This is a genomic window from Enterococcus sp. OL5 (genome assembly GCF_006491895.1).
In the GTDB taxonomy this organism is placed as follows: Bacteria; Bacillota; Bacilli; order Lactobacillales; family Enterococcaceae; genus Enterococcus_D; species Enterococcus_D innesii.
In genome coordinates this window covers 133569-158964 of record NZ_VHIL01000006.1, presented here as the reverse complement: position 1 = coordinate 158964, position 25396 = coordinate 133569, and the positions used below count along the sequence as shown (strand labels likewise).

Annotated in this window: 25 protein-coding genes; 22 read left to right on the top strand and 3 right to left on the bottom strand. The window is 41.2% G+C overall.

Annotated elements, in window-relative coordinates; translation table 11 throughout:
- The first annotated feature begins 22 nt into the window (after positions 1-22).
- The gene (locus tag FJU10_RS09260) at positions 23-1453 is read left to right on the top strand and encodes a 6-phospho-beta-glucosidase (protein WP_081118368.1); all 1431 of its coding nucleotides are present in this window, start codon (positions 23-25) and stop codon (positions 1451-1453) included.
- 43 nt (positions 1454-1496) lie between these two features.
- On the opposite strand, the gene FJU10_RS09255 is transcribed toward FJU10_RS09260, so the two are convergent.
- Positions 1497-2141, bottom strand: a complete 645-nt coding sequence (locus tag FJU10_RS09255) for a CPBP family intramembrane glutamic endopeptidase (protein WP_081118369.1) — start codon at positions 2139-2141, stop codon at positions 1497-1499.
- Positions 2142-2357: 216 nt separating this feature from the next.
- Here FJU10_RS09255 and groES point away from each other — a divergent pair, with 216 nt between their 5' ends.
- The 17 genes from groES to FJU10_RS09165 all read left to right on the top strand — a co-directional run bounded on the left by groES (position 2358) and on the right by FJU10_RS09165 (position 19557).
- Complete coding sequence (gene groES / locus FJU10_RS09250) at positions 2358-2642, top strand: co-chaperone GroES (RefSeq protein ID WP_005225291.1); 285 nt, start codon at positions 2358-2360, stop codon at positions 2640-2642.
- 31 nt (positions 2643-2673) lie between these two features.
- Positions 2674-4302 (top strand): chaperonin GroEL, encoded by a 1629-nt coding sequence (gene groL, locus FJU10_RS09245; RefSeq protein ID WP_005237384.1) that lies wholly within the window; start codon positions 2674-2676, stop codon positions 4300-4302.
- Between the two features lie 249 nt (positions 4303-4551).
- Entirely contained in the window at positions 4552-5037 is a 486-nt protein-coding gene (locus FJU10_RS09240; RefSeq protein ID WP_140965713.1) for a hypothetical protein, read from the top strand.
- Positions 4970-7000 (top strand): GH39 family glycosyl hydrolase, encoded by a 2031-nt coding sequence (locus FJU10_RS09235; RefSeq protein ID WP_317615669.1) that lies wholly within the window; start codon positions 4970-4972, stop codon positions 6998-7000. Before FJU10_RS09240 ends, FJU10_RS09235 begins: the two co-directional genes overlap by 68 nt.
- A gap of 203 nt (positions 7001-7203) precedes the next feature.
- On the top strand, positions 7204-7848 hold the full coding sequence (locus tag FJU10_RS09230; RefSeq protein ID WP_140965711.1) for a histidine phosphatase family protein: 645 nt from the start codon (positions 7204-7206) through the stop codon (positions 7846-7848).
- 155 nt (positions 7849-8003) lie between these two features.
- Complete coding sequence (locus tag FJU10_RS09225; RefSeq protein WP_140965710.1) at positions 8004-9341, top strand: PTS sugar transporter subunit IIC; 1338 nt, start codon at positions 8004-8006, stop codon at positions 9339-9341.
- Positions 9342-9361: 20 nt separating this feature from the next.
- Positions 9362-9679: a PTS sugar transporter subunit IIB gene (locus FJU10_RS09220; protein WP_140965709.1), complete on the top strand. Its 318-nt coding sequence runs from the start codon at positions 9362-9364 to the stop codon at positions 9677-9679.
- 208 nt (positions 9680-9887) lie between these two features.
- Complete coding sequence (locus tag FJU10_RS09215; RefSeq protein WP_140965708.1) at positions 9888-10199, top strand: PTS lactose/cellobiose transporter subunit IIA; 312 nt, start codon at positions 9888-9890, stop codon at positions 10197-10199.
- Positions 10200-10498: 299 nt separating this feature from the next.
- Positions 10499-11593, top strand: a complete 1095-nt coding sequence (locus tag FJU10_RS09210; protein ID WP_140965707.1) for a Gfo/Idh/MocA family protein — start codon at positions 10499-10501, stop codon at positions 11591-11593.
- A 16-nt stretch (positions 11594-11609) separates the two neighbouring features.
- The gene (locus FJU10_RS09205) at positions 11610-12668 is read left to right on the top strand and encodes a Gfo/Idh/MocA family protein (protein WP_086294717.1); all 1059 of its coding nucleotides are present in this window, start codon (positions 11610-11612) and stop codon (positions 12666-12668) included.
- Positions 12669-12777: 109 nt separating this feature from the next.
- Complete coding sequence (locus tag FJU10_RS09200) at positions 12778-13689, top strand: sugar phosphate isomerase/epimerase family protein (protein ID WP_140965706.1); 912 nt, start codon at positions 12778-12780, stop codon at positions 13687-13689.
- 11 nt (positions 13690-13700) lie between these two features.
- The gene (locus FJU10_RS09195; protein ID WP_140965705.1) at positions 13701-14654 is read left to right on the top strand and encodes an ROK family glucokinase; all 954 of its coding nucleotides are present in this window, start codon (positions 13701-13703) and stop codon (positions 14652-14654) included.
- Between the two features lie 41 nt (positions 14655-14695).
- Complete coding sequence (locus FJU10_RS09190; protein WP_140965704.1) at positions 14696-15715, top strand: sugar phosphate isomerase/epimerase family protein; 1020 nt, start codon at positions 14696-14698, stop codon at positions 15713-15715.
- Positions 15708-16097, top strand: coding sequence for a DUF6379 domain-containing protein (locus FJU10_RS09185; protein WP_140965703.1), 390 nt, complete (start codon positions 15708-15710; stop codon positions 16095-16097). The genes FJU10_RS09190 and FJU10_RS09185 overlap by 8 nt, the downstream gene beginning before the upstream one ends.
- A gap of 788 nt (positions 16098-16885) precedes the next feature.
- Positions 16886-17632, top strand: a complete 747-nt coding sequence (locus FJU10_RS09175; protein ID WP_081118371.1) for a YcjF family protein — start codon at positions 16886-16888, stop codon at positions 17630-17632.
- 99 nt (positions 17633-17731) lie between these two features.
- Positions 17732-18238 carry a hypothetical protein gene (locus FJU10_RS09170; RefSeq protein ID WP_016620620.1) on the top strand — a complete coding sequence of 169 codons (507 nt, stop codon included), beginning with the start codon at positions 17732-17734 and terminating at the stop codon, positions 18236-18238.
- The gene (locus FJU10_RS09165; RefSeq protein WP_140965702.1) at positions 18238-19557 is read left to right on the top strand and encodes a glycosyltransferase family 2 protein; all 1320 of its coding nucleotides are present in this window, start codon (positions 18238-18240) and stop codon (positions 19555-19557) included. Before FJU10_RS09170 ends, FJU10_RS09165 begins: the two co-directional genes overlap by 1 nt.
- A 64-nt stretch (positions 19558-19621) precedes the next feature.
- On the opposite strand, the gene FJU10_RS09160 is transcribed toward FJU10_RS09165, so the two are convergent.
- A complete protein-coding gene (locus tag FJU10_RS09160) occupies positions 19622-20320 on the bottom strand; it encodes a GntR family transcriptional regulator (RefSeq protein ID WP_034868333.1) in 699 nt (232 codons plus the stop codon).
- Between the two features lie 199 nt (positions 20321-20519).
- Here FJU10_RS09160 and FJU10_RS09155 point away from each other — a divergent pair, with 199 nt between their 5' ends.
- The 4 genes from FJU10_RS09155 to FJU10_RS09140 all read left to right on the top strand — a co-directional run bounded on the left by FJU10_RS09155 (position 20520) and on the right by FJU10_RS09140 (position 24202).
- Positions 20520-21899, top strand: coding sequence for a glycoside hydrolase family 1 protein (locus FJU10_RS09155; RefSeq protein WP_140965701.1), 1380 nt, complete (start codon positions 20520-20522; stop codon positions 21897-21899).
- 11 nt (positions 21900-21910) lie between these two features.
- On the top strand, positions 21911-23224 hold the full coding sequence (locus tag FJU10_RS09150; protein ID WP_077453574.1) for a PTS sugar transporter subunit IIC: 1314 nt from the start codon (positions 21911-21913) through the stop codon (positions 23222-23224).
- 147 nt (positions 23225-23371) lie between these two features.
- Positions 23372-23671, top strand: a complete 300-nt coding sequence (locus FJU10_RS09145) for a MazG-like family protein (protein WP_077453573.1) — start codon at positions 23372-23374, stop codon at positions 23669-23671.
- A gap of 72 nt (positions 23672-23743) precedes the next feature.
- Positions 23744-24202 (top strand): GNAT family N-acetyltransferase, encoded by a 459-nt coding sequence (locus tag FJU10_RS09140; protein ID WP_005225310.1) that lies wholly within the window; start codon positions 23744-23746, stop codon positions 24200-24202.
- Between the two features lie 126 nt (positions 24203-24328).
- Here the strand turns inward: FJU10_RS09140 and FJU10_RS19335 are convergent, their stop codons facing one another.
- Positions 24329-25339 (bottom strand): PRD domain-containing protein, encoded by a 1011-nt coding sequence (locus FJU10_RS19335; protein ID WP_223273010.1) that lies wholly within the window; start codon positions 25337-25339, stop codon positions 24329-24331.
- Between the last annotated feature and the right edge of the window lie 57 nt (positions 25340-25396).

The window sequence follows — 25396 nt, the reverse complement described above, 5'->3', positions numbered from 1 at the left end:
CAAGGAAGCAGGTTGAACAGAAATGAATAAACTTAGAAACGATTTTTTATGGGGTGGCGCAGTCGCTGCTCACCAATTGGAAGGCGGCTATCGTGCGGGTGGAAAAGGCGTGAGTGTCGCTGATGTCATGACTGTAGGAGGCAACGGAATTCCTCGCCGAATCACGGAAGGTATCCAACCGGGCGAAAGTTATCCCAATCATGAAGCGATCGATTTTTATCATCGGTATCCTGAAGACATCAAGCTTTTTGCCGAATTAGGGTTGAAGTGCTTCCGAACATCGATTGCCTGGACCCGTATTTTTCCAAAAGGTGATGAACGCGAGCCGAATGAGGAAGGCCTGGCCTTTTATGATCGATTATTCGATGAGTGTTTACGTTATGGCATTGAGCCGGTCATTACCCTTTCTCACTTTGAAATGCCCTATCATTTAGTTACCGAATACGGAGGTTGGCGTAACCGTAAGTTGATCGATTTGTTTGTCCGCTTTGCAGAAGTTTGTTTTACGCGCTATCAAAAGAAAGTGAAGTATTGGATGACCTTCAATGAAATCAATAATCAAGCAAACTACAAAGAAGATTTTGCGCCGTTTACCAATTCCGGTCTGTTCTTTACCGAAGGAGAAGACCGAGAAAAAATCATGTACCAAGCAGCCCATTACGAACTCGTTGCCAGTGCGAAAGCAGTGGCGCTAGGGCATGCGATCAATCCTGCGTTTCAAATCGGATCGATGATCGCGATGTGTCCAATCTATCCGTATTCTTGCGATCCCAAAGACATGATGGCAGCCACGGTGGCCATGCAGCGCCGCTATTGGTTTTCAGATGTGCATGCCCGTGGACACTATCCGAGATATATGCGCAGCTATTTTGAGAGAAAACAATTTGATTTAGATATCACCCCTGAAGATGAAGCAATTTTGGCAAAAGGTTGTGTTGACTACATCGGCTTTAGTTACTATATGTCTTTTGCGATCAAAGGTAAGGAAAATGATCCAACCTATGACTATGATGAGAGCCAAGATCTGGTGGACAATCCTTATGTCGATGCTTCTGAATGGGGCTGGCAGATTGATCCCGTAGGCTTGCGCTATGCCCTGAACTGGTTTAACGAACGCTACGAATTGCCGCTTTTCATTGTAGAAAATGGCTTTGGTGCGGTGGATACGGTGGAAGAGGATGGACAGATCCACGATGACTATCGTATTGACTATCTGAAAGCTCATATAGAAATGATGAAAGAAGCAGTAGCTTATGATGGCGTCGACTTATTAGGTTATACACCGTGGGGCATCATTGACTTGGTTTCTGCGGGGACAGGGGAAATGAAGAAACGCTATGGTGTGATCTATGTGGACAAAGACAATGAAGGAAATGGGACCCTTGCTCGTCGGAAGAAAGATTCATTTGCATGGTATCAGCAAGTGATTGCATCCAATGGCATGAAGATATAAAGAAAAAAACGTTACGCGAAATTTCTGCGTAGCGTTTTTTTCTTTAGGGCATTTGGATATAGCCGTAATGAAGCAACAACTGAATAATAATCACTAAAGTGTTCATTCCCACATGGGTGATCATGGAAGTCCAAATGCTGCCGGTCAAAGCATAAAGCCCAGAAAAGAATAGACCAAGGAAGATATAGACTAAGAGATGATTGTCATTGTGGGCAAAAGCAAAGGCTACGGCGCTGACCACTGCACCGACCCAGACATTGCTGTATTTTCCAATGATACCAACCAAGGCTCTGCGGAAGACAAACTCTTCCATAATCGGTCCACCGACCATTGCTGCGAGAGCGAAGAGTGGGTTTTGCACCACGATGGCAATGATGTTTTCGGTATTTTGCGAAGCACTGACCTCACCGAAAAAGGATTCGATAAAAATGGCTAGATTTTGCAACAAAATTGCTGCGACAATGCCTGTCAGTCCATAAATAAGAATCGATGAAATTTTTGATCGTTTATGTTCAAACGATAACGGTTCCGTTTGTTTGAAATACAAGAAAAACATGATCGTAGCACCAACTAAATAACCAATCGTTGTTGCGGCCACTTGATGTCCGCTAGGGATGAAGGCGATCGGTAGAAAAAAGACGATGCCGTAAGTAAGAATCGTGGACAAAGAATATTTTGATAAAGACATAGTTGTTTCCTCACACTCCTTTGCTTCATTATAGACTAGGATGCTTCTATAAACAAAAAATCCTACCATTTTTTTCATCTAATAGAAATGCAAAAAAAATTTAGCAAAAGGCTTGCAAAAATGAGGGAAAATGAGTAATATTGAAAATGTAAGTTAGCACTCGACATAAGAGAGTGCTAATACTAAATTCTATAACATTCATTGGAGGGATTTATCGTGTTAAGACCATTAGGTGATCGTGTGATTATCGAAGTCGCAAAAGAAGAAGAAAAAACTGTAGGCGGAATCGTGCTTGCATCAGCAGCAAAAGAAAAACCACAAACGGGTACCGTTATTGCAGTCGGCGAAGGACGCACGCTCGAAAACGGTGAAAAAGCTCCTGTTGCTGTCAACGTTGGCGAACAAGTTATGTTTGAAAAATACGCTGGCACAGAAGTGAAATATGAAGGAACAGAATATTTGATCGTTGCTGCAAAAGATATCATTGCAGTAGTAGAATAAGAAAAATAAAAATACTTGAGGTGATGAAATCATGGCAAAAGAAATCAAATTTGCAGAAGACGCACGTGCAGCAATGCTTCGTGGGGTAGATAAATTAGCAGATACAGTAAAAGTAACCTTAGGCCCTAAAGGTCGTAACGTGGTTTTAGAAAAATCTTACGGTTCACCATTGATTACAAATGACGGTGTAACGATCGCTAAAGAAATCGAATTAGAAGATCATTTTGAAAACATGGGCGCAAAACTTGTTTCTGAAGTGGCTTCAAAAACAAACGATATCGCTGGTGACGGAACAACGACTGCTACGTTATTGACACAAGCAATCGTTCGTGAAGGATTGAAAAATGTTACCGCTGGTGCGAACCCATTAGGTATTCGCCGCGGGATCGAAATGGCAACAAAAGTGGCTGTAGAAGAGCTACACAACATTTCATCAATCGTTGATTCAAAAGAAGCGATCGCACAAGTTGGTGCTGTTTCTTCTGGTAGTGAAAAAGTTGGTCAATACATCGCTGATGCAATGGAAAAAGTCGGCAATGACGGTGTTATTACTATTGAAGAATCAAAAGGGATCGAAACAGAATTAGATGTCGTGGAAGGAATGCAATTTGATCGTGGGTACTTATCACAATACATGGTAACTGACAACGATAAAATGGAAGCAGCGTTAGAAAATCCATACATCTTGATCACTGACAAAAAAATCTCTAACATCCAAGATATCTTGCCATTGTTAGAACAAATCTTACAACAATCAAAACCATTATTGATCATCGCTGATGACGTTGATGGTGAAGCATTACCAACACTTGTATTGAACAAAATCCGTGGAACATTCAATGTTGTCGCAGTGAAAGCACCAGGATTTGGTGACCGTCGTAAAGCAATGCTAGAAGACATTGCGATCTTAACTGGTGGTACAGTGATCACTGAAGACTTAGGCCTTGAGTTGAAAGATGCAACCATCGATAACTTAGGTCAAGCAAGCAAAGTGGTTGTGGATAAAGACAACACAACGATCGTTGAAGGTGCTGGTGAAAAAGAAGCAATTGACGCACGCGTTCAATTGATCAAAAACCAAATCGCTGACACAACTTCTGACTTTGACCGTGAAAAACTACAAGAACGCTTAGCAAAACTTGCTGGTGGGGTTGCAGTGATCAAAGTTGGGGCACCAACTGAAACTGAATTGAAAGAATTGAAATTACGTATTGAAGATGCATTGAATGCAACACGTGCCGCTGTTGAAGAAGGCATGGTCTCAGGTGGGGGAACTGCCTTAGTCAATGTCATCAACAAAGTTGCAGAAATCGAAACAGATGGCGATGCAGCTACAGGTGTCAAAATCGTGTTACGTGCATTAGAAGAACCAGTTCGTCAAATTGCTGAAAATGCAGGCTACGAAGGTTCAGTCATCATCGACAAATTGAAAAACGCTGACTTAGGCGTTGGTTTCAATGCAGCAACTGGCGAATGGGTAAACATGCTAGAAGCTGGGATCGTTGACCCAACAAAAGTGACGCGTTCTGCCTTACAAAACGCAGCTTCTGTTGCCGCATTATTGTTAACAACTGAAGCAGTCGTTGCCGACAAACCAGAACCAGCAGCGCCAGCAGCTCCTGCAATGGACCCATCAATGGGTATGGGCGGCATGATGTAAGCAAGCCTTGAGAACTCCTCTTTTGAGGGGTTCTTTTTTTATTTGTGGAAAAAGTTTAGTGACTAGGGGCAAGAAAAAGCAAATTGTTTTTTAAAGCGAGAAATACTTACTCAGCGAGGGCTCTGATTTCTGATAGCTGAACAGATTAAGGCATCGATTCGGTTCGAAAATTCCAAGATTTTTAGAAAGCGGTAACAATAATCATTTCTTTTCATGGTATACTAAAAAAAATTTGAAGAAGGTGATTTTGTGCAGCTGGTAAACCCTTGGGAAAATATAAAGATAGAAAAACTAAATACTTCAGAGCTCTATTATTTTGATAATGATATTCATCTGCTGTTCGTTCTGATCGGCGATGTTTCGATTCAAGACAGTGAACAGCTATTTGTTTTGCAAAAAGACGATTTTTTAGTTGTTCCTAAAGGAGAAAAAATTTTGATCCAGAACAACAATGCGGAAGTGTTCACACTGACTTTGTCTTATGATTTTCCCATGAACACAAAGGATACTGATATTGAGTATATCTTCCAAGGCAACTCTATTGAAAAGCAAAGTACTGTTAACAATGAGATTCGTAAATACATTCATCGCTTGTTGCAATTATTTGTTTATAAAGAATATAACCAGAATGCGTTTGCCTTTCAAAATTATTTTGCGCTGATCGGAAATCTGGAAAAGCATTTTCGAAAAAAAGAGACCATGGACCGTAAAAAAAGTACAACGAAAAAAAATTGAAGAAATCAAGTTTTACATCGACAATAATTTTCAAAAGGATATCAAATTAGCGGATATCGCCAATAATCTGTACTTGTCTGAACAATATATTTCTCGAGTCTTTTCTAAAGAAGTTGGGCTTTCGATCAGTGATTATTTAGTGCAGAAACGTCTGGAAAAAGTCAGAAATGAACTGCTTCATACGGAAAAATCGGTGATTGAAATTGCTTATGATGCCGGTTTTTCCAATATCAATTCTTTCAATCGAATATTTAAAAAGTATCAAGGCCTGACGCCGACTGATTATCGGAAAGAAGTAAAGCAATCAATCGTTGTCTTATCGAATCCTGTGGAAGAGGAGGAGACAGATCTGGCGGATTTAAAGAAGCTGATCGATACGACAACTTCCCATGAAGGAACCGACACTTATGCCATCCAAATCAGCAATGAGAAAAGTTTTGAAAGCTATGCACCGACTTTTTTGATAAATTTAGGGTTTGCACAGGACTTGTTAAGAAAGGATTTTCATGTAGCGCTAGCACGTGTGAAGAAAGATGGACCATTTACTTACGGACGGATTTGGGGTCTATTGTCGCCGGAAATTATCGGTTGTGACCCAGATCAGCTGGACTTTTCACAGACAGACCAAATCCTTGATGCGATCCTTGATGCTGATTTAATTCCATTTCTGGAACTTGGCTTTAAAGGGAAAACAATCTACAAAGATTACACTTCGATTTTGGCGAATCAAGTTTTCAGTAAAAACAGCCTTCACTTAGAAGCGTACCTAAAAACCATTGCTCTGTTTTTGAAGCACTGCATCAGCCGCTATGGTCGGGCCGCAGTTGAAAAATGGCAGGTCGAGGTATGGAAACCGCATCCCATCGTCCTACAAGCAATCCAAGCTCCATTTCTTGGTGAAGTCTTTTATGATGATACGCGGTTAAAAATTACGCGAGCCAAGGACTTCTATTGCTTTTTTACCAAGATAAGTGAGCAAATCAAGAAAATCCTTCCGAACATGAAGGTGGGTGGTTGCGGCATTAGTGTCGATATCAAAAATAGTGACGAAAATTTCCCTACATTTATCGAGTTATGGCTAGAACAAAAACAGCAACCGGACTTCTTTAGTCTAGCGGTTTATCCGATGGATGAGATCAAAAGTGATTTTACTGAACAAAGAAGAAGTAATCCAATATCACCGGATATGTACTTTATGTCGCGCCACGTAAAAGCCGTCAAAAAGATATTTAATCGCCTTCAAGCTGATATCCCGATTTATATCACTGAGTTTAATGTCACGATCGTGAATCGAGATCTGATCAATGATACAGCTTATAAAGGCAGTTATATCATTAAAAATGCGATAGAAGTCAGTCCGTACTGTAAAGTGATCGGCTATTGGCTGCTTTCAGATACCTCAGCTGTTGCTGTTGATTGCCAGGAGAAGGAAGTATTTGGCGGGGCAGGTCTCCTAACCCGTCATGCGATTCCGAAAATCGGTTACTATGCGTTCTTATTTTTAGCGAAAATGACAGGGCGAACCCTCTACTATAATGAAGAGCTGTTAGTTACAATGCCTGATCCGTATACGATCAATATTCTGGCGATCAGTTATTCCCATTTAAATTCAGCATACTATTACAATTCTCAAGGAACCTTCCGCAAAGAAAATGTCTATGCAGTTTTCAATAATATGCCAGATAAAAAATATCGCGTGACGATTGATTTGCCGGAGATTAACAAAAGACAACAAGCCAAAATCACTTCGCAGCAGATTGGCTTAAAAAACGGGACTCACTTAGAAGAAATGGCAAAAATTGCGATTGAGACTCTTAGTACAAGAGAAGAAGAGGCGTATTTACAAGCGCAAAGTCTGCCAAAAATGTGGATCGAACATTTGCCGCTAGGGGAACAGCTGACGATTGAATTTGCGATGGAAACCCATGATTTGCTTTTTAAACGTATTGTAATCGAAGAATAATAAGTAAAACAAACAGGAAAGTATCACACTTTCCTGTTTGTTTTGTTTTCGAAACATAGTAGTGTCATACACATACAAGAGATAAGGAGAAACCTGCGAAGTAACCACAAGGAGAACTTGATATGATTCAATTGTAATCGATTACAATATTTTTAGATTATAGAAGTAAGCAGATGTGATGACAGAAAACGAGGCGAGTGAAGATGGAAATTTATTTTGTTCGACATGGTGAAACGTATTTGAATAAATACGATCGTATGCAAGGATGGGCGGATACCCCGCTGACACATCAGGGGAGAATAAGTGCTGAAAAATGCGGAGCTTATTTGGCTTCTAAAGGAATCAGCCAGATTGTTTCAAGTGATTTAGGCAGAACGATTGAAACCAGCAAAATCATTAGAACTCAGTTAAACATAACAAAGGAGCTCTATCTCATGCCAGAGTTCCGCGAAACATTTTTCGGTTATTTTGAAGGTGAATTAAACCAAAACGTTTGGCCCAAAGTTGCAAAGTCAAAAGGCTTTAAGACCGTCAACGAGTTTTATGCAAATTTAAAAATCAACGAGGTGATGAATGCTTTTCATGAAGCTGATCCGCAAAAAGACGCAGAGGATTACGAAACTTTTATCACTCGAATCAAAGCTGGGTTGGAAAAACTCGAAAATACGTTTTCTTCTGACAGCAAGATTTTAGTCGTGACTCACGGCAATACGATTAGAAATCTCGCCTATTTAATTGATCCGCAGATAGATTGTGCGGAAGTTGTCTTGAATGCAGCAATCACAAAGATAGCACTGACAAAGCATGAAATAAAACTGCTCTTTTATAACCAGAGCGTGAATTTATAAGTATAGTTTTATCGAGAACGAGAAAAGACGATCACAATGGGAAGGAATTTGTAGTACGTATTATGCAGACACTAAAGCGATGAGTGACTCATAAATTTAAAGTAAGTCATCGAAGAGTGGGTTAAATTAGAGAAACGAATGGGGAGGTTTCAAAAATGAATTTTATAAATAAGCTTGAAAAGCTGCAAATAGCGGCAGAAGGAATGTCGAATAATCGTTATTTCAAGGCAGTCAGTAAAGGGATGGTCATGACAATTCCTTTCAGTATCACAGGATCGATGCTGACTTTGTTGGCAAATATACCTTTTGATGGTTACCAAAATTTTATTGATGCTAATGGGTTAAGAACATTGTTGCTGCTTCCAGGAATGTTTACTAGCAATATCATGGGGGTCATCGTGGTGTACTTTATTGCCTTCAATTTGGCAAAATCGTTTAAACTTGACGGAATGGTTCCCGGTTTCTTAGCAATCGTTTCATTCTTGTTACTGACCCCTTTAGCAACGATTGATCAAGAAGTACGCGGAGCCATGCAACCAGTCGATTTTATTAGCTTTGATTTTATCGGTTCCAGAGGGATGTTTGTAGGAATCATTGTCGGCTTAGTCGTAGCAAAGTTATACAGTTGGTTTATTGAAAATAATATTACCATCCGAATGCCAGAAAGTGTGCCGAGTTTTGTAGAAAAATCGTTTAGTTCCATCATCCCGTGTTTTTCGATCGCTTTATTGATGGCGGTTATTTCTTGGGGGTTTGCTTTCACAAGTTATGGTAGCGTTCACAATATGATTTATACAGTGGTTCAAGCGCCGATTCAATCGATTGGCGGGTCGGTTGCCGGTGTCTTAGTCGCCTATTCATTGATTGGCTTGTTCTGGTGGTTTGGTCTGCACGGCAAAGCGATTATTTTCGGAGTATATGCGCCGATCTTACAAGCGATGACGACCGAGAACATGATTGCAGCAGCAGCTGGTGAGGTACCGCCTAATGTGATTGATCTTGGTTTTACTTATGTCTTTTTGGAAATTGGCGGGGGAGCCTGTGTTTTAGGACTTGCGGTTTGTTTTATTCTTTTTGCTAAAAGCAGTCAGTACAAAAACATCGGTCGGATCACCAGTATTCCAACCTTCTTTAGCATCAATGAACCCATTACTTTTGGAACACCGGTTTGCTTGAATCCGATATTTCTTGTACCGACCCTAGTAACGCCGTTAGTGACTGGTTTAATTGGCTACTTCTCGATTGTCAGCGGATTGGTACCTAGACCGCAGGGGGTCCATCTTCCAACAGGGTTTCCAACTTTCTTTAATGCAATAGTGGTCGGTGGCTGGAAAATGATGCTAGCACAAGTCATTTGTGTCATTGTTGCCACTGCAATTTACTTCCCGTTTTTCAAAGCAGCCGACAATCTTGAATACAAGCGGGAGCAAGCAGAGGAAAAAGAACAAGCGGCAGAAAAAGCAGTCAATTTAGGTGCTGTCGTAACGGAATAAACATAAAGGAGCGAATGAAAATGAAAAAAATCAACATTTTATTAGTCTGTAATGCGGGAATGAGTACTAGCCTTCTAATTGAAAAAATGGAGAAAGCCGGGATAGCCAAGGGAATTGACGCTAGTGTTGATGCGCGACCAATCGAAGACATCAAAAGTTATCTTCCCGGCAAAGAGGTGATTCTGTTAGGTCCACAAGTTCGATTTAAGGAAAAACAGATTCGCGCAATGGTAGAAGATCAGATTCCAGTTTCGGTGATCGATATGTCTGCATACGGAACGATGAACGGAGAAAAAGTACTACAACAAGCATTAGGATTGGTATCACAAGCACAGTGACCGAGTGTTAAGAAAAGAAAAAGCGAGTTGCGAATACAGGATTAGTAAAATCAACAATGTATCAGCTGGAGGCTACCCAAATTTTCGAAGACTCGTCAGTCACGTTGTTGCCAATCAAGCAATGCGAAAATTTGCGATAGACAGCAGGAAACCTTAAAAACAGCACATAGAAGGGATTTATTCCTTCTGTGCAAAGGAGAATCAACCGATGAATCAAGAACAGTTAGAAGCAGTGATGGGATTGATCATCCATAGCGGTAACGCAAAAAGTGACGCGATGGAAGCTATCAGTGCGGCAAAAAACAGCGACTTTAAGCAGGCGAAAGAACGGATGAAAAGCGCAGAAGCTGCGATTGTAGAAGCGCATCATGCCCAAACCACTATGCTGACAAATGAAGCCCAAGGAATCGCAGCAGAGATTACGCTGCTGACCATCCATAGTCAGGATCATCTGATGACAGCGATTGCGTTTTGTGATTTGGCGAAAGAAATCATTGCGATCCACCAACGGATCGAGTAAGACGAAACATAGATGCTTAATCATTGCTCTTTGCGTGTTCTAAGGTATTTTGTCCAAAATCAACTTAATCTGTGTTTCCTAACGTACCGGACGTTCTTCAAATGAAGGATATGTCCGGTTTTTTTATTGATAGGCCAACAGCGGTAATGCAGTATGAAAAGTATGGTGTTTTTTTGCTTTGGATCGAGATGAAGTTTTTTTTAGTTAAATTTGTGTGTGCAAATTTATTGAAATAAGGAAGTGGATTTTTTTGAAAACGGTTAATCTATAAATGTAAAACAAAACAAGGAGGAACCAACATGACAAAATTACGCTTTGGATTTATCGGATGCGGAGGAATTGCGAATACAAAACATTTTCCAGCACTAGCTAAGTTAGCTGACCAAGTAGAGCTGGTCGCCTTTTGTGACATTATCGAAGAACGAGCTGTTCAAGCGGCGGAAACCTATGGAATCAGTGGTGCTTTCGTTACGACAGACTATCAGGAATTGACCCAACGCCCAGACATTGATGTGATTCACGTCTTGACACCGAATGTTTCTCATGCGGAAATCACAGTGGCAGCGCTGGAGGCTGGTAAACACGTGATGTGTGAAAAGCCAATGGCTATCAATTATGAAGAGGCAAAAAAAATGTTGGAAGCAGCCAAAAGAACAGGTAAAAAATTAACGATCGGCTATCAAAATCGCTTCCGTTCGGATTCATTAGCTACCCATGATGCCTGCGCCAAAGGGGAATTGGGAGACATTTATTTTGCTAAAGCTCATGCGGTAAGACGCAAAGGAGTACCAACCTGGGGTGTGTTTCCGGACAAAGAAAAACAAGGCGGCGGACCGCTGATTGATATCGGGACACACGCATTAGACCTTACTTTATGGTGCATGGATAATTACAAACCAAAAATGGTCTTAGGGTCAACCTATCAAAAACTAAAGGATAATCCAATGGCGAATATGTTTGGTCCTTGGGATCCTGAAACATTTGAAACCGAAGATTCAGCGTTCGGTTTAATCAAAATGGAAAATGGTGCCACGATCTTTTTAGAAGCTGCTTGGGCCTTAAATATGGTGAATCCGAAAGAAGCACAAGTTACCTTATGCGGAGATAAGGCAGGTGCGGAAATGTTTGGCAAAGCCTTTCTTGATCAGGGCTACGTCGTTTTCAATAAAGCCGATCATAATCAATTAGAGCAAACACAACCTTCTGATGCTGGGGGTGTCTTCGGTTTTGAAGGGGCTTCGTTGGAACAAAGAGATGCGGAAGCGAAACAATGGGTCGAAGCAATCTTAAATGACACTGAGCCGTTGGTAAAACCGGAGCAGGCAATCGTTGTGACACAGATTTTAGAAGCAATTTATCAATCAGCAGAAACCGGGCAAGTCGTGGAATTATAGAAGAGGGGAATAGACGATGCTAAAATTTGGAATCATCGGTTTTGGTTTTATGGGCCAGACCCACGCAAAGACGATCGAGACATTGGACTATGCAGAACTGCTTGCAGTATGCGATACCAATGCACTGCAGTTTAAAGAAGCAAGCGATCCTATTTTAACCTTTTTAAAAGCAGATGAGTTGTTGGCTGTCCCTGAAATCAACACAGTCATTATCGCAGTTCCGAATCACCTGCATTTAGAAATGGTCAAAAAAGCAGCCGAAGCCGGCAAAGACATTATTTGCGAAAAACCAGCTGCTATGAATGCCGCCGAATTTTCCGAGATGATGCAGATCACTCAAGCTGCCAATGTCCGCTTTACGATTCATCATCAACGTCGCTGGGACAAAGATTTCTGTATTGCCAAGGAAATTTACCAAAGCCAGACGTTAGGAAAAATCTTTACGGTCAAAAACAGTCTCTATGGGTTTAATGGCAACATGCATGATTGGCATATTTATCCAGAATTTGGTGGTGGCATGCTTTATGATTGGGGCGTTCATTTGATCGATCAAATGTTGACGATGCTCTCACCGAGTCGTTTAACATCTGTTTACGCCGATGTGCAAAACGTCATTAATAAGAATGTTGATGATTATTTTTCGATTATGCTTCGCTTTGACAATGGAGTGACCGGGCAAGTCGAGCTAGGCACCTATATGCTGAGTGAGAAGGAGCATTGGTTTGAGCGCCACTGGTTTATCGGTGGGAACAAAGGAAGTGCGGTTATCGATGGGTTTGATCCGCAAGGTGCGATCACTCGTACTTCTGAGCTGCTGCAAAGTGTTAGTGGCAAAGTAACCATGACCCCAGCAGGTCCGACCCGTTCATTTGGCCCACCGCCGGAAGGCCGAATCATCAGCGAACCGCTGCCGGAGGTTCATGTGAATCATGAAATGTTTTTTGATAATTATTATCGCTTTGTCCAAGGAGAAGAAGAGTTGGCTGTTAAACCAAATCAAATCTTTTTCTTGATGAAAGTACTGGATGCTATTCGCGTATCTGCCGAAACGAAGCAGGCAGTTGCGCTGGCCTAGTCGCTTGGTCGTTTTATCAGACAAATTTCAGACAGTAGCTACAGAAGGAAAATGATTGAAACGAGAAAAACCCACTTGAACAGGTGGAAAAAAGAAGGAGCAGATAAGGATGAAACTTGGTGTTGTAAGTGCCATATTTGATCAAAGCAATTTTGAAGAAATGATCGATATCGTTGCTGCTAACGGCTTGGAGTGCGTGGAAGTCGCTTGCTGGCCGCAAGGAAAAGCCCAAAGGCGTTATGCAGGGGTATCTCATATTGATACGAAACAGTTGACGGATGAACGCATTCGAGAAATCCAACACTATTGCCAAATAAAGGGAGTGGAAATTTCTGCATTGGCGTATTATCCCAATCCTTTAGACGAAAACCTGAATAAAAGGCAAGAAGCGATTGACCATTTGTATACGCTGATTGATGCGTCCAAACGCATGGGAATCAATCTTGTCACAACGTTTTTAGGAAGAATGCCAACAAAAAATATCCGAGAGAACCTTGAGGAAGTGGTCAACGTCTGGCAACCGATTCTTGCTTATGCCGAAAAGCAGAAAGTGAGAATCGCCATCGAAAATTGTCCGATGCTTTTTACAGAAGATGAATGGCCGGGAGGACAAAATCTGATGACCACACCAACGATTTGGCGTCAGGTTTTTCAGCTGCTCGACAGCGAATACCTTGGTCTAAACTATGATCCATCCCATTTTGTTTGGCAACAGATCGATTATATTCAACCTTTATATGAATTTAAGGAAAAGATTTTTCATGTTCATTATAAGGACATTAAGGTGTATCAGGAAAAGCTAAACGATGTTGGTACGATGGCTGTGCCTCTGAGTTATATGAGTCCTAAATTACCTGGTCTCGGCGATGTGGATTGGGGCAAGTACGTCTCGGCATTAACAGATATCGGCTTTGACGGATACAGCTGTATTGAGATCGAGGACAAAGCCTTTGAGAATAGTTATGAGGCCGTCAAGAAATCAGTTGCCCTAAGTACCCAGTACTTGCGAAATTTTGTTTAGGAGAAGCTGCTATGGAAAACTATTATCTTGGCATTGATTTAGGCGGTACTACGACTAAATTCGGGTTGGTCACCACCGAAGGCAGATTGAAAAAAGAATGGTGGATTCCGACAGACTGTCGTCAGAACGGAACACGGATCATTCCTGACTGTCTGGCAAGTATTCAAAAAGAGCTGGCATCAGAACTGAAGCAAAAAAGGATTTTAGGTATCGGGATGGGCTGTCCTGGCGCCGTTGACCGGGTCCATGGAACGGTCAGTAATGCCTTTAACCTAGGATGGACGCATGCGCAACCGATTCGTGCGGCCTTTGAACAAAGTTTGTGTCTGCCTTTCTTTCTTGAAAATGATGCCAACGCGGCGGCTTTAGGAGAGAAATGGCAGGGGTCTGGGGATGGCGAAAAGGATGTAGTTTTTTTGACACTAGGAACTGGAGTCGGTGGAGGTGTCATTTTGAATGATCAACTAGTTACCGGAGTCGGCGGTGCCGGTGGTGAGATCGGACATTTTCCTGTGACAAATCCTCATTCGTTTGATTGTTCGTGCGGTAACAGCAGTTGTTTAGAGACGTTAGTCAGTGCTACCGGTATCGTCAATTTAGCAGAAAGTTATCGGCTTACCACTGCGACTACGTTGAATGATTGCCCTAAATTGACCAGTGCAATCATCTTTGCTGAAGCCGAGAAAGGGGATTTGCTTGCATTAAAAGTGGTGAATGAAGCTGCCAACTATTTGGGACAAGCCTCTAGTATGATTGCCAATCTGCTAAATCCCCATTCGATCATCATTGGTGGCGGGGTAGCAGAAGCTAAGGACTTTTTAATGGACCGTGTTCGTGCACGATTCGAACAAGGGAATTTCCCAGCAGTTCGCAAGACAACGAAACTCAAAAGGGCATCATTAGGTAAAGATGCTGGTATCTTCGGTGCAGCTTATTTAGTCAAAATTAGAAACACTGCTGGCTGAAAGAATAAGACAATAATAAAAATAGTAAAGGAGAAGTTAGTATGGGAATAAAATCAGGTGTAAGCTTATACAGCTTGCAAGACGAATATATGAACAAACGAATGACCCTTGCAGAAATCATCGCATTTTTAGATGAACATGACGTTGAGGGGTTTGAAATCTTACCGGATCAAATGCTCCATAACACACCTCATCCAAGTAAAGAAACGCTGGCTGATTGGGATCGCATCATGAGTAAAGCACAGGTCAAGCCGGTTTGCGCAGATGTCTTTCTTAATACAAATTTGTATAACAATCGTGAGTTGACGCAAAAAGAATGCCTGGATCTTTTAATCGAAGAAATCAAGCTTGCCTCTCGCTTAGGCTTCAAACTCATTCGACTGGTCTCGATGGTTCCAAGTTTTGTGATTGAACCGTTGCTACCGTATGCGGAAAAGTATGATGTGGCTTTCGCGCTGGAGATCCACGCGGGGATGAGCTTTGATATTCCCGAAACAAAAGCATTTATCGATGAAATGAAACGAGTCAATTCACCCTATTGCGGTTTGGTGATTGATACCGGTATTTTCTGTGATCGAATTCCCCGTGTCTTTAATGAATTCAATAAGCAAGTTTTGGGAGTCAATCCAGCTATTATCGACTATTTCAATGCCTTTTTTGATCAAGGATTGGATGGCTCGCAAGCCTTTGATGAAGCTCACCAATTAAAACCAGAATTGGCTGCGATGGCTGAACCAAAAGACATGCCTTACATTATGTTGGCTGACGGTTATGAGAATACACCTCTCTCAGTTTTAGAGGACGTTTTTCCGTATATCAAACATTTCCATTTTAAACTGTGGGAAATGACGGACGAAGGAGAAGAGTATTCCATCGATTATCGTAAGATTTTGACTTACTTGCATGAACATGGCTACGATGGTTATGTGGCGACAGAATATGAAGGCAACCGTTGGATTTTGCCAGGGCACCCAATGGTCGAAAAAGAACAAGTGATTGCCCATCAGAAATTGATTAAGTCAATAATCACTGAATTGGAAGGGGCGACGAGCAATGTTTGATAACAATGTGTTTATTAAAGGATCCTGCAAAAATAAAGTCGTTGAAGGAGAGACGGCTGGGTTTGAATTACAAACGCACATCACGTATTATCGTGGTGTTCCTTTATCAATGGTCAATGATATTCGCGTTACTGTAGACGGTGAAGAAGTAGCAAGAGAAGCTATTTGTTGCAGTGTTGACCAAAAAGATTGGTTCACACTAGATGAGATGACGACGGTTACCACTTATAAGTGGGAGTATGGCGAGCCTTTATACATTTATATTCAGCAAGCAGGCGGTTTACCCGCAGGTACTCATGAAGTCGAATTAGCTGTGGTGACTCGTACAGCTTACATCCCGATTCCGATTGAAGGGATCTGTAAGAGAGAAGTAGTTGTTTAAGTAAAAAGAGATAGCGGAACCAACTGGTTCTGCTATCTCTTTTTCTACTCTTTATTCGCAACAGCAATGAAAAAGCAGCAGGTGTGCGAACAGGATATCCCTTTCAAATGATTGTTCCTGTTAGTTGGCTATTTTTCATAGGTTAGAGACTTGCTAGCGCTCTATATAATTTTTAGTTAACGAAGTAATCGTTACAACCGTTCCCAAAATCCCTGCGCAAACCCAGTGATAAATTCATAAAGAGCCGGTAGGAGCACAGAAACACATAAGACGAGAAAGACCATTTTCTGAACAGCGGTTAATTGTTTGAGGAAATGGTTTTTTGTGAACAATAAATACGCGATACAGATAACGGCAAGTAGCTGCAATAGATCAAATAAAATGGACAAGAAAATCACCTTTTCTGATTAGATTATATGGATGTTAGAATGATGGATTGTCGTAGCATAGAGCAAAGGGTTGAATGATATTGTTCTGAGAAAACGTGAAGATCAACGTTTATAAAGAAACGGTATTTCGACCCCAAAGAATGCGAAGATACCGCTTAAAAGAAAGTAAGTCAATAAGCCTAAATAAAAAAGGACTTTCCAATTCAATTTCTTTTTCATTCGATCCACTCCTTTTGTGTATCATAGCATAAAAAAACGATAATATAAATAAATAATTTAAAGATGCAAATATGCATTTTTTAGCAAGTGTAAGCTCTCTCAAGCTACATTTTCGCTATCTTGAAAAACCTGAGCTAAAATAGAAAGAGAAACAAAATCATGGCTCACTTTGATTTTTAAATGAACAACGAGTCGAAAGAAGGAGACATTTCTTTGCAAAAACCATGGATAAAACGCAAAAAGAAACAAAACGAAAATGAATTATTAACGGAACAGTCCGTTCAAGTCGAGCAAAGTCAAACGAGAGAGGAGCTGCAAGAAGAAGCGGAATTTACTTCTTTTTTTGCGGATGTCATGAAGCGAATGCCAAAAAAATCGGCTGCCCTTGTGATGAAAGGCTATGACGGATCAAAAGCTCAGGCGGAAAAAGTGTTAGCGAAAAGCAAGGATCAATTTGATCAGGTGTTTGAGGAGTTTTTGGTTGGCGTAGATGATGAAACGCGGAAAAAAGCCCACCGCACGATCCATGCGGCTTCTTTGACGGCGGCGATCATCGGCTGTTCACCGATTCCTTTTTCAGATGCAGTGTTACTCGTGCCGGTTCAGATGACGATGATGGCACGTTTGTATCGTATTTTTGGGAGGACATGGCGTGAAGGGCTAGCGAAGAGTATCTCGAAAGAGTTAGTGGTTGTGAGTTTCGGTCGCAGTGCCGTTGGTAATATCTTGAAATTTATCCCAGCAGTTGGTACCGTTGCCGGAGCTGCGATCAATGCCAGTGTGGCTAGCGGTATTACCGAAGCATTAGGCTGGGTGACCGTCAAGATGTTGAACAATGGGGAAGATGTTTTTGAGCAAGTGATGTCCTTTAAAGGCCAATTCCACACGTTGTTCAATGCGTTGAAAGTTGGCAAAAAGTCCAAGTAGGTCAAATAGAAGGACGTAGGAGGTCCATCAAAAGACGACGTGCTTTTGTTGCTTCTTTTTCTTAACAGCAAATAAATCATTTTTAAAGGAGTGAGTAAAATGAAACAACGAGTGACACGGGAAGAAGTCAAAGAACGGTTGGTCACCGATGCATATTTTCAAAAAGGTCGTTCTGCTTTGAAAACCCGCCAAACGTTTTTGACGATTCTTACTTGGCTGATGGTCTTGGTTCCGTTTGTCTGGCTGGCCATCCCGCTGACTTTACCGAATCTTGCGGATCGGATCGCCTTTCGGACATATCTTGAAGAAGCAGTGACTTTTGATTTTTTGGCGTTGTTCTTAGGAATTTCTTTTTTGGTCTTGGTTCTGACGTTTACTTTGTTGACTTTGAGGAACAATCGCCGTTTCAAACGATTGTTACAAAAGCAATCGATGCATGACGAAGTTGCCTTAGAAAAACGCAAAGAAGTATTAGAAGGATTTTACGAAGAACGCTTCGGAACGAAAGAAGAGCGTCACGCTGCCAAATACTATGCCGTTGCTCCTGAACAAAACATCGGAGAAACTGAGATCCAGGATCTTTACCGTAGAAATGGGGTGGGCTGATGGTTGTCAATTTTGATACTGGGTTCCCGTGGCTGGATACATTTTTAACGGTTGTTTTAATGATTCTGTTCACGTATCCGATATTAGGAGGTTTTGCTTGGTTCATCGGGGTGATCTGCAATCGGTTTTTATTCCGCTACCGTCAGTTGGAGTGGATACCGATTCCCGAAGAAATCGAACCGATGATCACCATTATGGTACCGGCTCACAATGAAGAAATCGTTATTGAAGACACGATTCATTACTTAATGAATAACATAAACTACAGCAACTATGAAGTGTTGGTGACGGATGACGGCTCAACGGATCAAACCCCTATGATACTAGATCGCTTAATGGAACAGTACCCGAATCTAAGGGTTTTGCGTATCGAAAAAAACCAAGGGAAAGCCCATGCCTTTAATATTGGGGTAGGGTTTGCCAAAGGGGAATTGATCTTGAGTAACGACGCAGATACGGTCCCTGAACCTGATGCATTGTGGAAATATGTCAATTATTTTATCCGTCAAGATTCCATCAATATCTCTGCTATTACGGCGAATATGGACGTTCAAAATCGCACAACCATCGTCGGAAAGTCACAAACTGTTGAGTTTTCAAGTATCGTAGGAATTATTAAACGGACCCAGCAAGCTGTTTTCGGCGTCATCTATGCCTATAGTGGTGCCAACACAATGTATCGTAGAGCCGCATTGATGGATGTTGGTCTCTTTCGACAAAATCGTGCCACGGAAGATATCAGTATTGCCTGGGACCACCAATTCCATGGTTGGTTGTCCTTATTTGCGTCACGAGTGATGTTTTTCATGGAGGTACCAGAAACCCTCAAGATGCTCTATCGGCAACGGAAACGTTGGGCGAAAGGCGGAACGGAAGTGTGGTTGACCAATTTTAAAAAAGTGTTCTTACACCCTTTTGAAAATATCGGTCGAACCGCCATGTTTGTGGATCAGTCCTTAAGTATTATCTGGTCATTCTTTTTCTGGTTGTCTTCGGCTTTGTTTGTTTTTTATCTGATTTATTATGGGGCAACTGGGAATTACGAGCGGATCTACCATATGTTTACGATGGCCTTTCTCTTCGTTTGTTTTGAGATGATTGCGGGGGTCATGCAGCTATTTACCAGCCTCTTGGCGGATGATAACCGCAGCAAGCTGAAGTATTTTCGCTTTGCCCCTTTTTACATGCTGTTTTACTGGATGATCAATGCCATAACGATTGTCACTACCTTTATACCAGCCGTCAAAACCATCCTCGGCTACGGCAGCGGCGTTTGGGTCAGTCCCGAGCGAACGGCGAAAAAAACCGAAGAATCTTAACGAGTTCACCTTTCCTAGACAATAAAAACAAGTCTGAGTTTTCTTCAGGCTTGTTTTTTTGCCATTAAGGTTCAGAAAGATAGTAAATCTCACGATTTTGGTAAGGATAACGAGTTTGCGAAAATTCGAAGGGCCGTCCGTCGGAGAGACGAGCAACTTGTTCCAATTCTAAGATCGGATCATTGGGATCGACTTCTAAATATTTGATATCATAGGAATCTGCTTTGTCGGCACGGATTTTACGTATGGCGGGACCTATTTTGAGGTGTAAGGAATCAGTGATATATCGATAGATCGAGTGTTCAAGGATCGCCATATCAATATCGGGAATGGTTTTGATGGGCATGATCGTGTACTCCAATTCAAAGGGTTCGTTATCAACATAGCGCAGTCGTACGATATCATAGACAGGTTCGTTTTCTCGCAAGGACAAGTAATCCATTTCGTTGGCTTCTGGGAAACGAACATTGAAACTAATGATTTTACTTTGTACTTTATGCCGTCCGCCATATCGGTTGACTAAACCGATATACTCATTGATCTGTCCTTGGTAGGTTGCTGAATTGACATAGGTGCCATGACCTCTTTTGGTGGAAATCAGGCCTTCTTGCTTCAGTTGATTTAGCGCTTTTTGGATCGTCATTCGCGAGGTTTGAAATCGTTTGGCTAACGCAGTCTGTTCCGGTAATTTTGATAAAGCTGGAAAAACACCTTCATAAATGTTCGTCCGCAACTGATCAACGATCTCTTTGTATTTTGTCATAGTCATCACTCCTTATGTAAAAAAATTCATGGACTTGAGTTTTGTTTGAAGGGGATAAAAACAAGCTCTATCACCAAAGAATCAACTGCAATTCACATGTACAGAAAAAGCTTTACATGTGTTTTCGAAAAATTTACATGCCGATTTCACCTAATTATAATAGGTTTTGTAAGCGAATACAAATAATGGAGGGATCAATATGACAACTTTTTACTGGGGGAACAGTGTCAGCAGTATGCAAACAGAAGGTGGTTGGAATGAAGGTGGTAAAAGCTTATCCGTTTATGATATACGGGAAGCTTCGGAACAGGCTAGCGATTGGCATGTAGCAAATGATAACTATCATGCGTATACAGAAGACTTTGATTATATGCAAGATTTGGGGATGAACATGTATCGTTTCCAAATTTCTTGGTCAAGGGTCGTTCACGATGGAGATGGTGCCTTTAATGAAGAAGGGATCGCCTATTACGATCGTTTTATTGATGATCTGTTAGCTCGAGGAATCGAGCCCATGATTTGTTTGTATCATTTTGATATGCCCCTGCATCTGGCGAAAACCTATAACGGGTTCATCAGCAAAGAAGTGAAGGACGCATTCATTCGCTTTGGAAAAGAAATGGTGGATCGTTTTGCGGATAAAGTCCATTATTGGTTAACCTTTAACGAACAAAATCTATTCCACCAAGACCATGGTTTTAAGATCAGCGGCTATTTAGAAGGGGAAGAAACAACAGAAGAATTGTATCAAATTTTCCACAATGTCATGGTTTGCCATGCAGAGATCTGTAACTATCTTCATGAAACAACAAATGCGAAGATTGGCGGCATGCTGGCGTATTCTGAAGCGTATCCAGCGACTTGTCGTCCACAAGACATCAAAGCAGCAAGAGAGTTTGATGAATTTGCGAATTTTACTTTATTAGATTGCTATGCGCACGGCAAGTATTCGGCAGCACAAGACCGATACGTGAAAAATCATCAACTCAATATGAATATTTTACCTGGGGAATTAGAAGCGATCGCAGCGCAGAAAAATGATTACATTGCCTTTAGCTATTATGCTTCTTCTACCTTGAACGCTGAAAAAATTCCTGAAGGAACGCCGCCAAATCGGTACATGACTTTTGGAAAACAAGACAATCCGTATATTGAAACGACGGAATGGAATTGGCAAATTGATCCGCTCGGCTTCCGTGATGTCTTAAATAAAGTCTATCAGCGGTATCGGTTGCCAGTGTTTCCGATTGAAAACGGGATTGGTGTCAGAGAGCATTGGAATGGCAACGAACCGATTCAAGATGATTACCGTATTGCCTACCATCAAGAGCATATTCGAGCGATGTTTGAAGGGATGGTGGAAGATGGAGTGGTCTGTCTTGGTTATCTTGGCTGGGGACTGATCGACATTTTGAGCTCCCAAGGTGATATGGAGAAACGATATGGACTTGTGTATGTCAATCGTGGCAATCATGAGTTGCGAGATATGAAACGTGTGCCGAAAAAATCGTATGAATGGTTCAAAGAAGTGATCAAAACGAATGGTAGTACGATCTATACAAACCCATATGCAGAATAGGAGGAACAAAAATGGCAGCAGAAAAGCGCACGTTTTTAGATAAATTTACAGAGTTTTCGGTCCGTCTCGGCAATCAGGTTCATCTCAAAAGTCTTCGTGATGCGTTTGCGACCTTAATGCCTGCCTTTATTATCGCAGGGATCGCTGTGTTGTTTAATAATGTCTTCTTTCCATGGTTTTTAGAAGGGGCTGCCTTGGCGCGAATGCAAGTGTTTGGCAATTCCATCACCAATGGAACATTGAATATCGCCGGTCTGCTGATCGCCCCGATGATCGCTTATTTTCTTTGCCGCAACAAAAATAATCCAAGCGCTATCAATGCAACCTTTGTAGCAACGACTTGCTTAGTGGTCATGTTGGCGATGGCTCATGCCGTGATGCCAGAAGGCGCTCAAGCAGAAGTAACCATCAGTGGTGTGATGCTGTTTGACGATGTCGGGACCAAAGGGATGTTTTCTGGAATCATTTGTGGGTTAGTTGCCACGGAATTATTTATTCGACTGTCAGAAAACAAGCACTTAAAAATCAATTTAGGGGATCAAGTTCCTCCTGCCGTCAGCAAATCCTTCAGTACGTTGATCCCTGCTATTTTAGTGATTTCCTTCTTTGCCGTAGTTGCGACCGTGCTAGCAGCCTTTGATACCGATCTGATTCAAATCATTTCCACAGTGATCCAAGAACCACTGCGTTTATTGAACACATCGATTTTTGGGTTCTTGATCATCTATTCAACGGGCAACTTTCTGTTTACTTTAGGCATTCACCAAACCGTCATCAATGGCACCTTATTAGATCCATTGCTGTTAGTCAATATGAATGAAAACATGCAAGCCGTGCAAGAAGGCGCTGCGCCGCCCAATATCTTAAATTCAGCATTCGTGACGGTATTCGCACAACTAGGCGGGACTGGATTTACGATCAGTTTGATCATTGCAGTGCTCTTATTCGTCCGCAATTACCAACCTTTTCGGGATGTCGTCAATCTATCCCTAGCTCCGGGTATTTTTAATATCAACGAGCCAATCATCTTTGGTTTACCGATCGTCTTCAATTTACCAATGATCATTCCCTTCGTTGCAAGTCCGATTGTTGCAACGTTGATTGGCTACTTTGCTACCGCAGTAGGATTCATTGAGCCACTTTCAGTCATGGTTCCTTGGACGACACCGCCAATTCTTAGTGCATTATTGGCATCAAAAGGGGATTTCAAAGTTGTTATGGTTCAGGTGATCATCATCGTCGTCTGTGTAGCAATCTATTTTCCATTTCTAAAAATCGCTCAACGGGTTGCAATCAAATCTGCTGAATTGGAGCGGGCAGAATAAAAAAGAGGAATCTGATATTATAGTGACCTACAAAAGTTAGAACAAAATTCTAACGTTTTGGGGGTCACTATTTTTTGAGGTGATTTTTTTACTAAGTTTCTATTTTGAATTTTAATAAAATGGTATACTATCCTAAAAGGAGCGACTATGAAACTATCAGAAATGCAAAAAGCGATTTATCAAAACAAGATTGATCACCAATTCAATGTCACAAACATTGAAAAAGAGTTTTTGGCTTTATATGGTGAAGTAGGGGAAGCCTTTGACGCGTATCGGAAGCAACAAGAGGTAGGAGAAGAATTGGCGGATGTGGCGATTTATCTTCTTGGGTTAGCAGAAATCCTTTCCATTGATCTTGAAACTGAGATTCATAAAAAAATGGCCGTCAACCAAAAGCGTCGTTATACTAGTTATGGCAATGGCTATGCAAAACGAATCGATAATTGATACATGCACAAAAACTAGTGGATTCTTCAAGTATAGGCCCTTATCGAAATAGAAATGGAAGCAGGAGATAGGATGGAAAAGAACGTAAGCATGCGTGAATTAACAACGGCAGATTTAGCAGAAGTCGTGGACCACTATATTGCTGTATTTTCAGCAGAACCATGGAATGACCAATTGACAGTGCCGCAAATCACCGACTATGTATCATCAATGATGGCAATGAATACTTTTATTGGTTATCGACTAACAGACCGAGCGTCGAATGAATTGATTGGTCTTTCATTAGGCTTTATCAAGCCCTGGTATCAAGGAAAAGAGTATGTGATCGATACCTTTTTAATTACTGGCACGCACCAAGGAAAAGGCTTAGGTTCCACTTTTTTAGAAAGGATCAAAGAGGATCTACTCAAGAAAGAGATCCCAACGATCCTGCTAGATACTGAAGAAAGTATGCCAGCAGCGGATTTTTACAAAAAGAATGGTTTCAAGCCGCTACCAGATAATGTGAGCTATTATTTATCTCTAGAATAATAATAGCTTGTCAATAAATAAAAAAGTCTGCGAAAAAATCGCAGGCTTTTTAGTTATGCACAGTTTCAACAGGTTTATCCACAATATGTTGTAGGAACGTGTTTTCGCCTACTAAATATTGTATGTCTACAGTTTTTTGATGATGAGAAGGATAGTAGAAAGTTCCAAATCGTTGATCAATACATCGAAGCTTTTTTCTAATTTTCTTAAAATCTTTGCAATAATCAAAGCATCTTGCTTAAATGTTTTCATTACAGCTAGATTCGCTTTGGCAATGTTGGGTGAACGATTTTCTAATAACCGTTCAATCAGACAGGCTAAGTGCATGAATAAGCCAATGGATTGATCAAGAGAAAGAGGATAAAGGGTGCAAATCTCATCGATGACTTCTGGTAAGATCATTTTTAATTTGCCAATGTCGGTATACTTGAATGAATCAGCTAAGTAACTATAGACTTCTGTGTAATCAAAGAATTGCGTCTTTACGGGCTCAAATAAAAGTAAGCGATCGAGTGTTTCCTTTGGTGTCTCAAATACTTTTCCAATTGAGATAAAGGGAATACCGAAAATGTTAGGATCATAAGTCCCAACAAAAGCATGTACTTTATAGACTTTCTTTAAGTTACTCACTTCTTTGATTAGTTCATTTCTCGAAGAGATAGCCAGTGCTTTAACCTTCATACCAAGTTTCGAGTAACTTTCGATGTACCGTTTTAGTTGTTCTGCGCCTCCTTCTCCGGTATGGCATAAAGTAATGATCAATTCATATCCTTTTTCCGCTTTTTGTAACAAGTCATTCATACTCATACTGACCGTGTGATAGACATAATCAATATCGGTTTCCATAGCACTTTTTCGAGCTGCTTCGATGCCGATAAGAGTTATGGGTAAGTAAATCAGTCGAAGCTTACAGTTTAATTCCTCAGCGATCGTTTCAACAATCGTTTTTATTGAACCCATATCATAAAGAACGATCACACCTTGTCCTTGATCAATTCGTTTAATGCCTTCTTTAATTTCGATCATCGACTGACGGGGTGTGCTATCAAGTTTCATATCATAGCTATAGATGTTATTTGTCTGAGTCAGCATGTTTGTTGTTTCAGCTAATGAAGAAGCCGTTCGATTTCCATGCATGATATATAACAATACTGGATGACCGGTTACTTGAGTCTGTTCTTGGTTGATCAGAAA

Coding starts and splice junctions, on each gene's coding strand:
- FJU10_RS09260 (WP_081118368.1), top strand. CDS start 23: ATGAATAAACTTAGAAACGATTTTTTATGGGGTGGCGCAGTCGCTGCT.
- FJU10_RS09255 (WP_081118369.1), bottom strand. CDS start 2,141: ATGTCTTTATCAAAATATTCTTTGTCCACGATTCTTACTTACGGCATC.
- groL (WP_005237384.1), top strand. CDS start 2,674: ATGGCAAAAGAAATCAAATTTGCAGAAGACGCACGTGCAGCAATGCTT.
- FJU10_RS09230 (WP_140965711.1), top strand. CDS start 7,204: ATGGAAATTTATTTTGTTCGACATGGTGAAACGTATTTGAATAAATAC.
- FJU10_RS09225 (WP_140965710.1), top strand. CDS start 8,004: ATGAATTTTATAAATAAGCTTGAAAAGCTGCAAATAGCGGCAGAAGGA.
- FJU10_RS09220 (WP_140965709.1), top strand. CDS start 9,362: ATGAAAAAAATCAACATTTTATTAGTCTGTAATGCGGGAATGAGTACT.
- FJU10_RS09215 (WP_140965708.1), top strand. CDS start 9,888: ATGAATCAAGAACAGTTAGAAGCAGTGATGGGATTGATCATCCATAGC.
- FJU10_RS09210 (WP_140965707.1), top strand. CDS start 10,499: ATGACAAAATTACGCTTTGGATTTATCGGATGCGGAGGAATTGCGAAT.
- FJU10_RS09205 (WP_086294717.1), top strand. CDS start 11,610: ATGCTAAAATTTGGAATCATCGGTTTTGGTTTTATGGGCCAGACCCAC.
- FJU10_RS09200 (WP_140965706.1), top strand. CDS start 12,778: ATGAAACTTGGTGTTGTAAGTGCCATATTTGATCAAAGCAATTTTGAA.
- FJU10_RS09195 (WP_140965705.1), top strand. CDS start 13,701: ATGGAAAACTATTATCTTGGCATTGATTTAGGCGGTACTACGACTAAA.
- FJU10_RS09190 (WP_140965704.1), top strand. CDS start 14,696: ATGGGAATAAAATCAGGTGTAAGCTTATACAGCTTGCAAGACGAATAT.
- FJU10_RS09185 (WP_140965703.1), top strand. CDS start 15,708: ATGTTTGATAACAATGTGTTTATTAAAGGATCCTGCAAAAATAAAGTC.
- FJU10_RS09175 (WP_081118371.1), top strand. CDS start 16,886: ATGAACAACGAGTCGAAAGAAGGAGACATTTCTTTGCAAAAACCATGG.
- FJU10_RS09170 (WP_016620620.1), top strand. CDS start 17,732: ATGAAACAACGAGTGACACGGGAAGAAGTCAAAGAACGGTTGGTCACC.
- FJU10_RS09165 (WP_140965702.1), top strand. CDS start 18,238: ATGGTTGTCAATTTTGATACTGGGTTCCCGTGGCTGGATACATTTTTA.
- FJU10_RS09160 (WP_034868333.1), bottom strand. CDS start 20,320: ATGACAAAATACAAAGAGATCGTTGATCAGTTGCGGACGAACATTTAT.
- FJU10_RS09155 (WP_140965701.1), top strand. CDS start 20,520: ATGACAACTTTTTACTGGGGGAACAGTGTCAGCAGTATGCAAACAGAA.
- FJU10_RS09150 (WP_077453574.1), top strand. CDS start 21,911: ATGGCAGCAGAAAAGCGCACGTTTTTAGATAAATTTACAGAGTTTTCG.
- FJU10_RS09145 (WP_077453573.1), top strand. CDS start 23,372: ATGAAACTATCAGAAATGCAAAAAGCGATTTATCAAAACAAGATTGAT.
- FJU10_RS09140 (WP_005225310.1), top strand. CDS start 23,744: ATGGAAAAGAACGTAAGCATGCGTGAATTAACAACGGCAGATTTAGCA.
- FJU10_RS19335 (WP_223273010.1), bottom strand. CDS start 25,339: ATGCATGGAAATCGAACGGCTTCTTCATTAGCTGAAACAACAAACATG.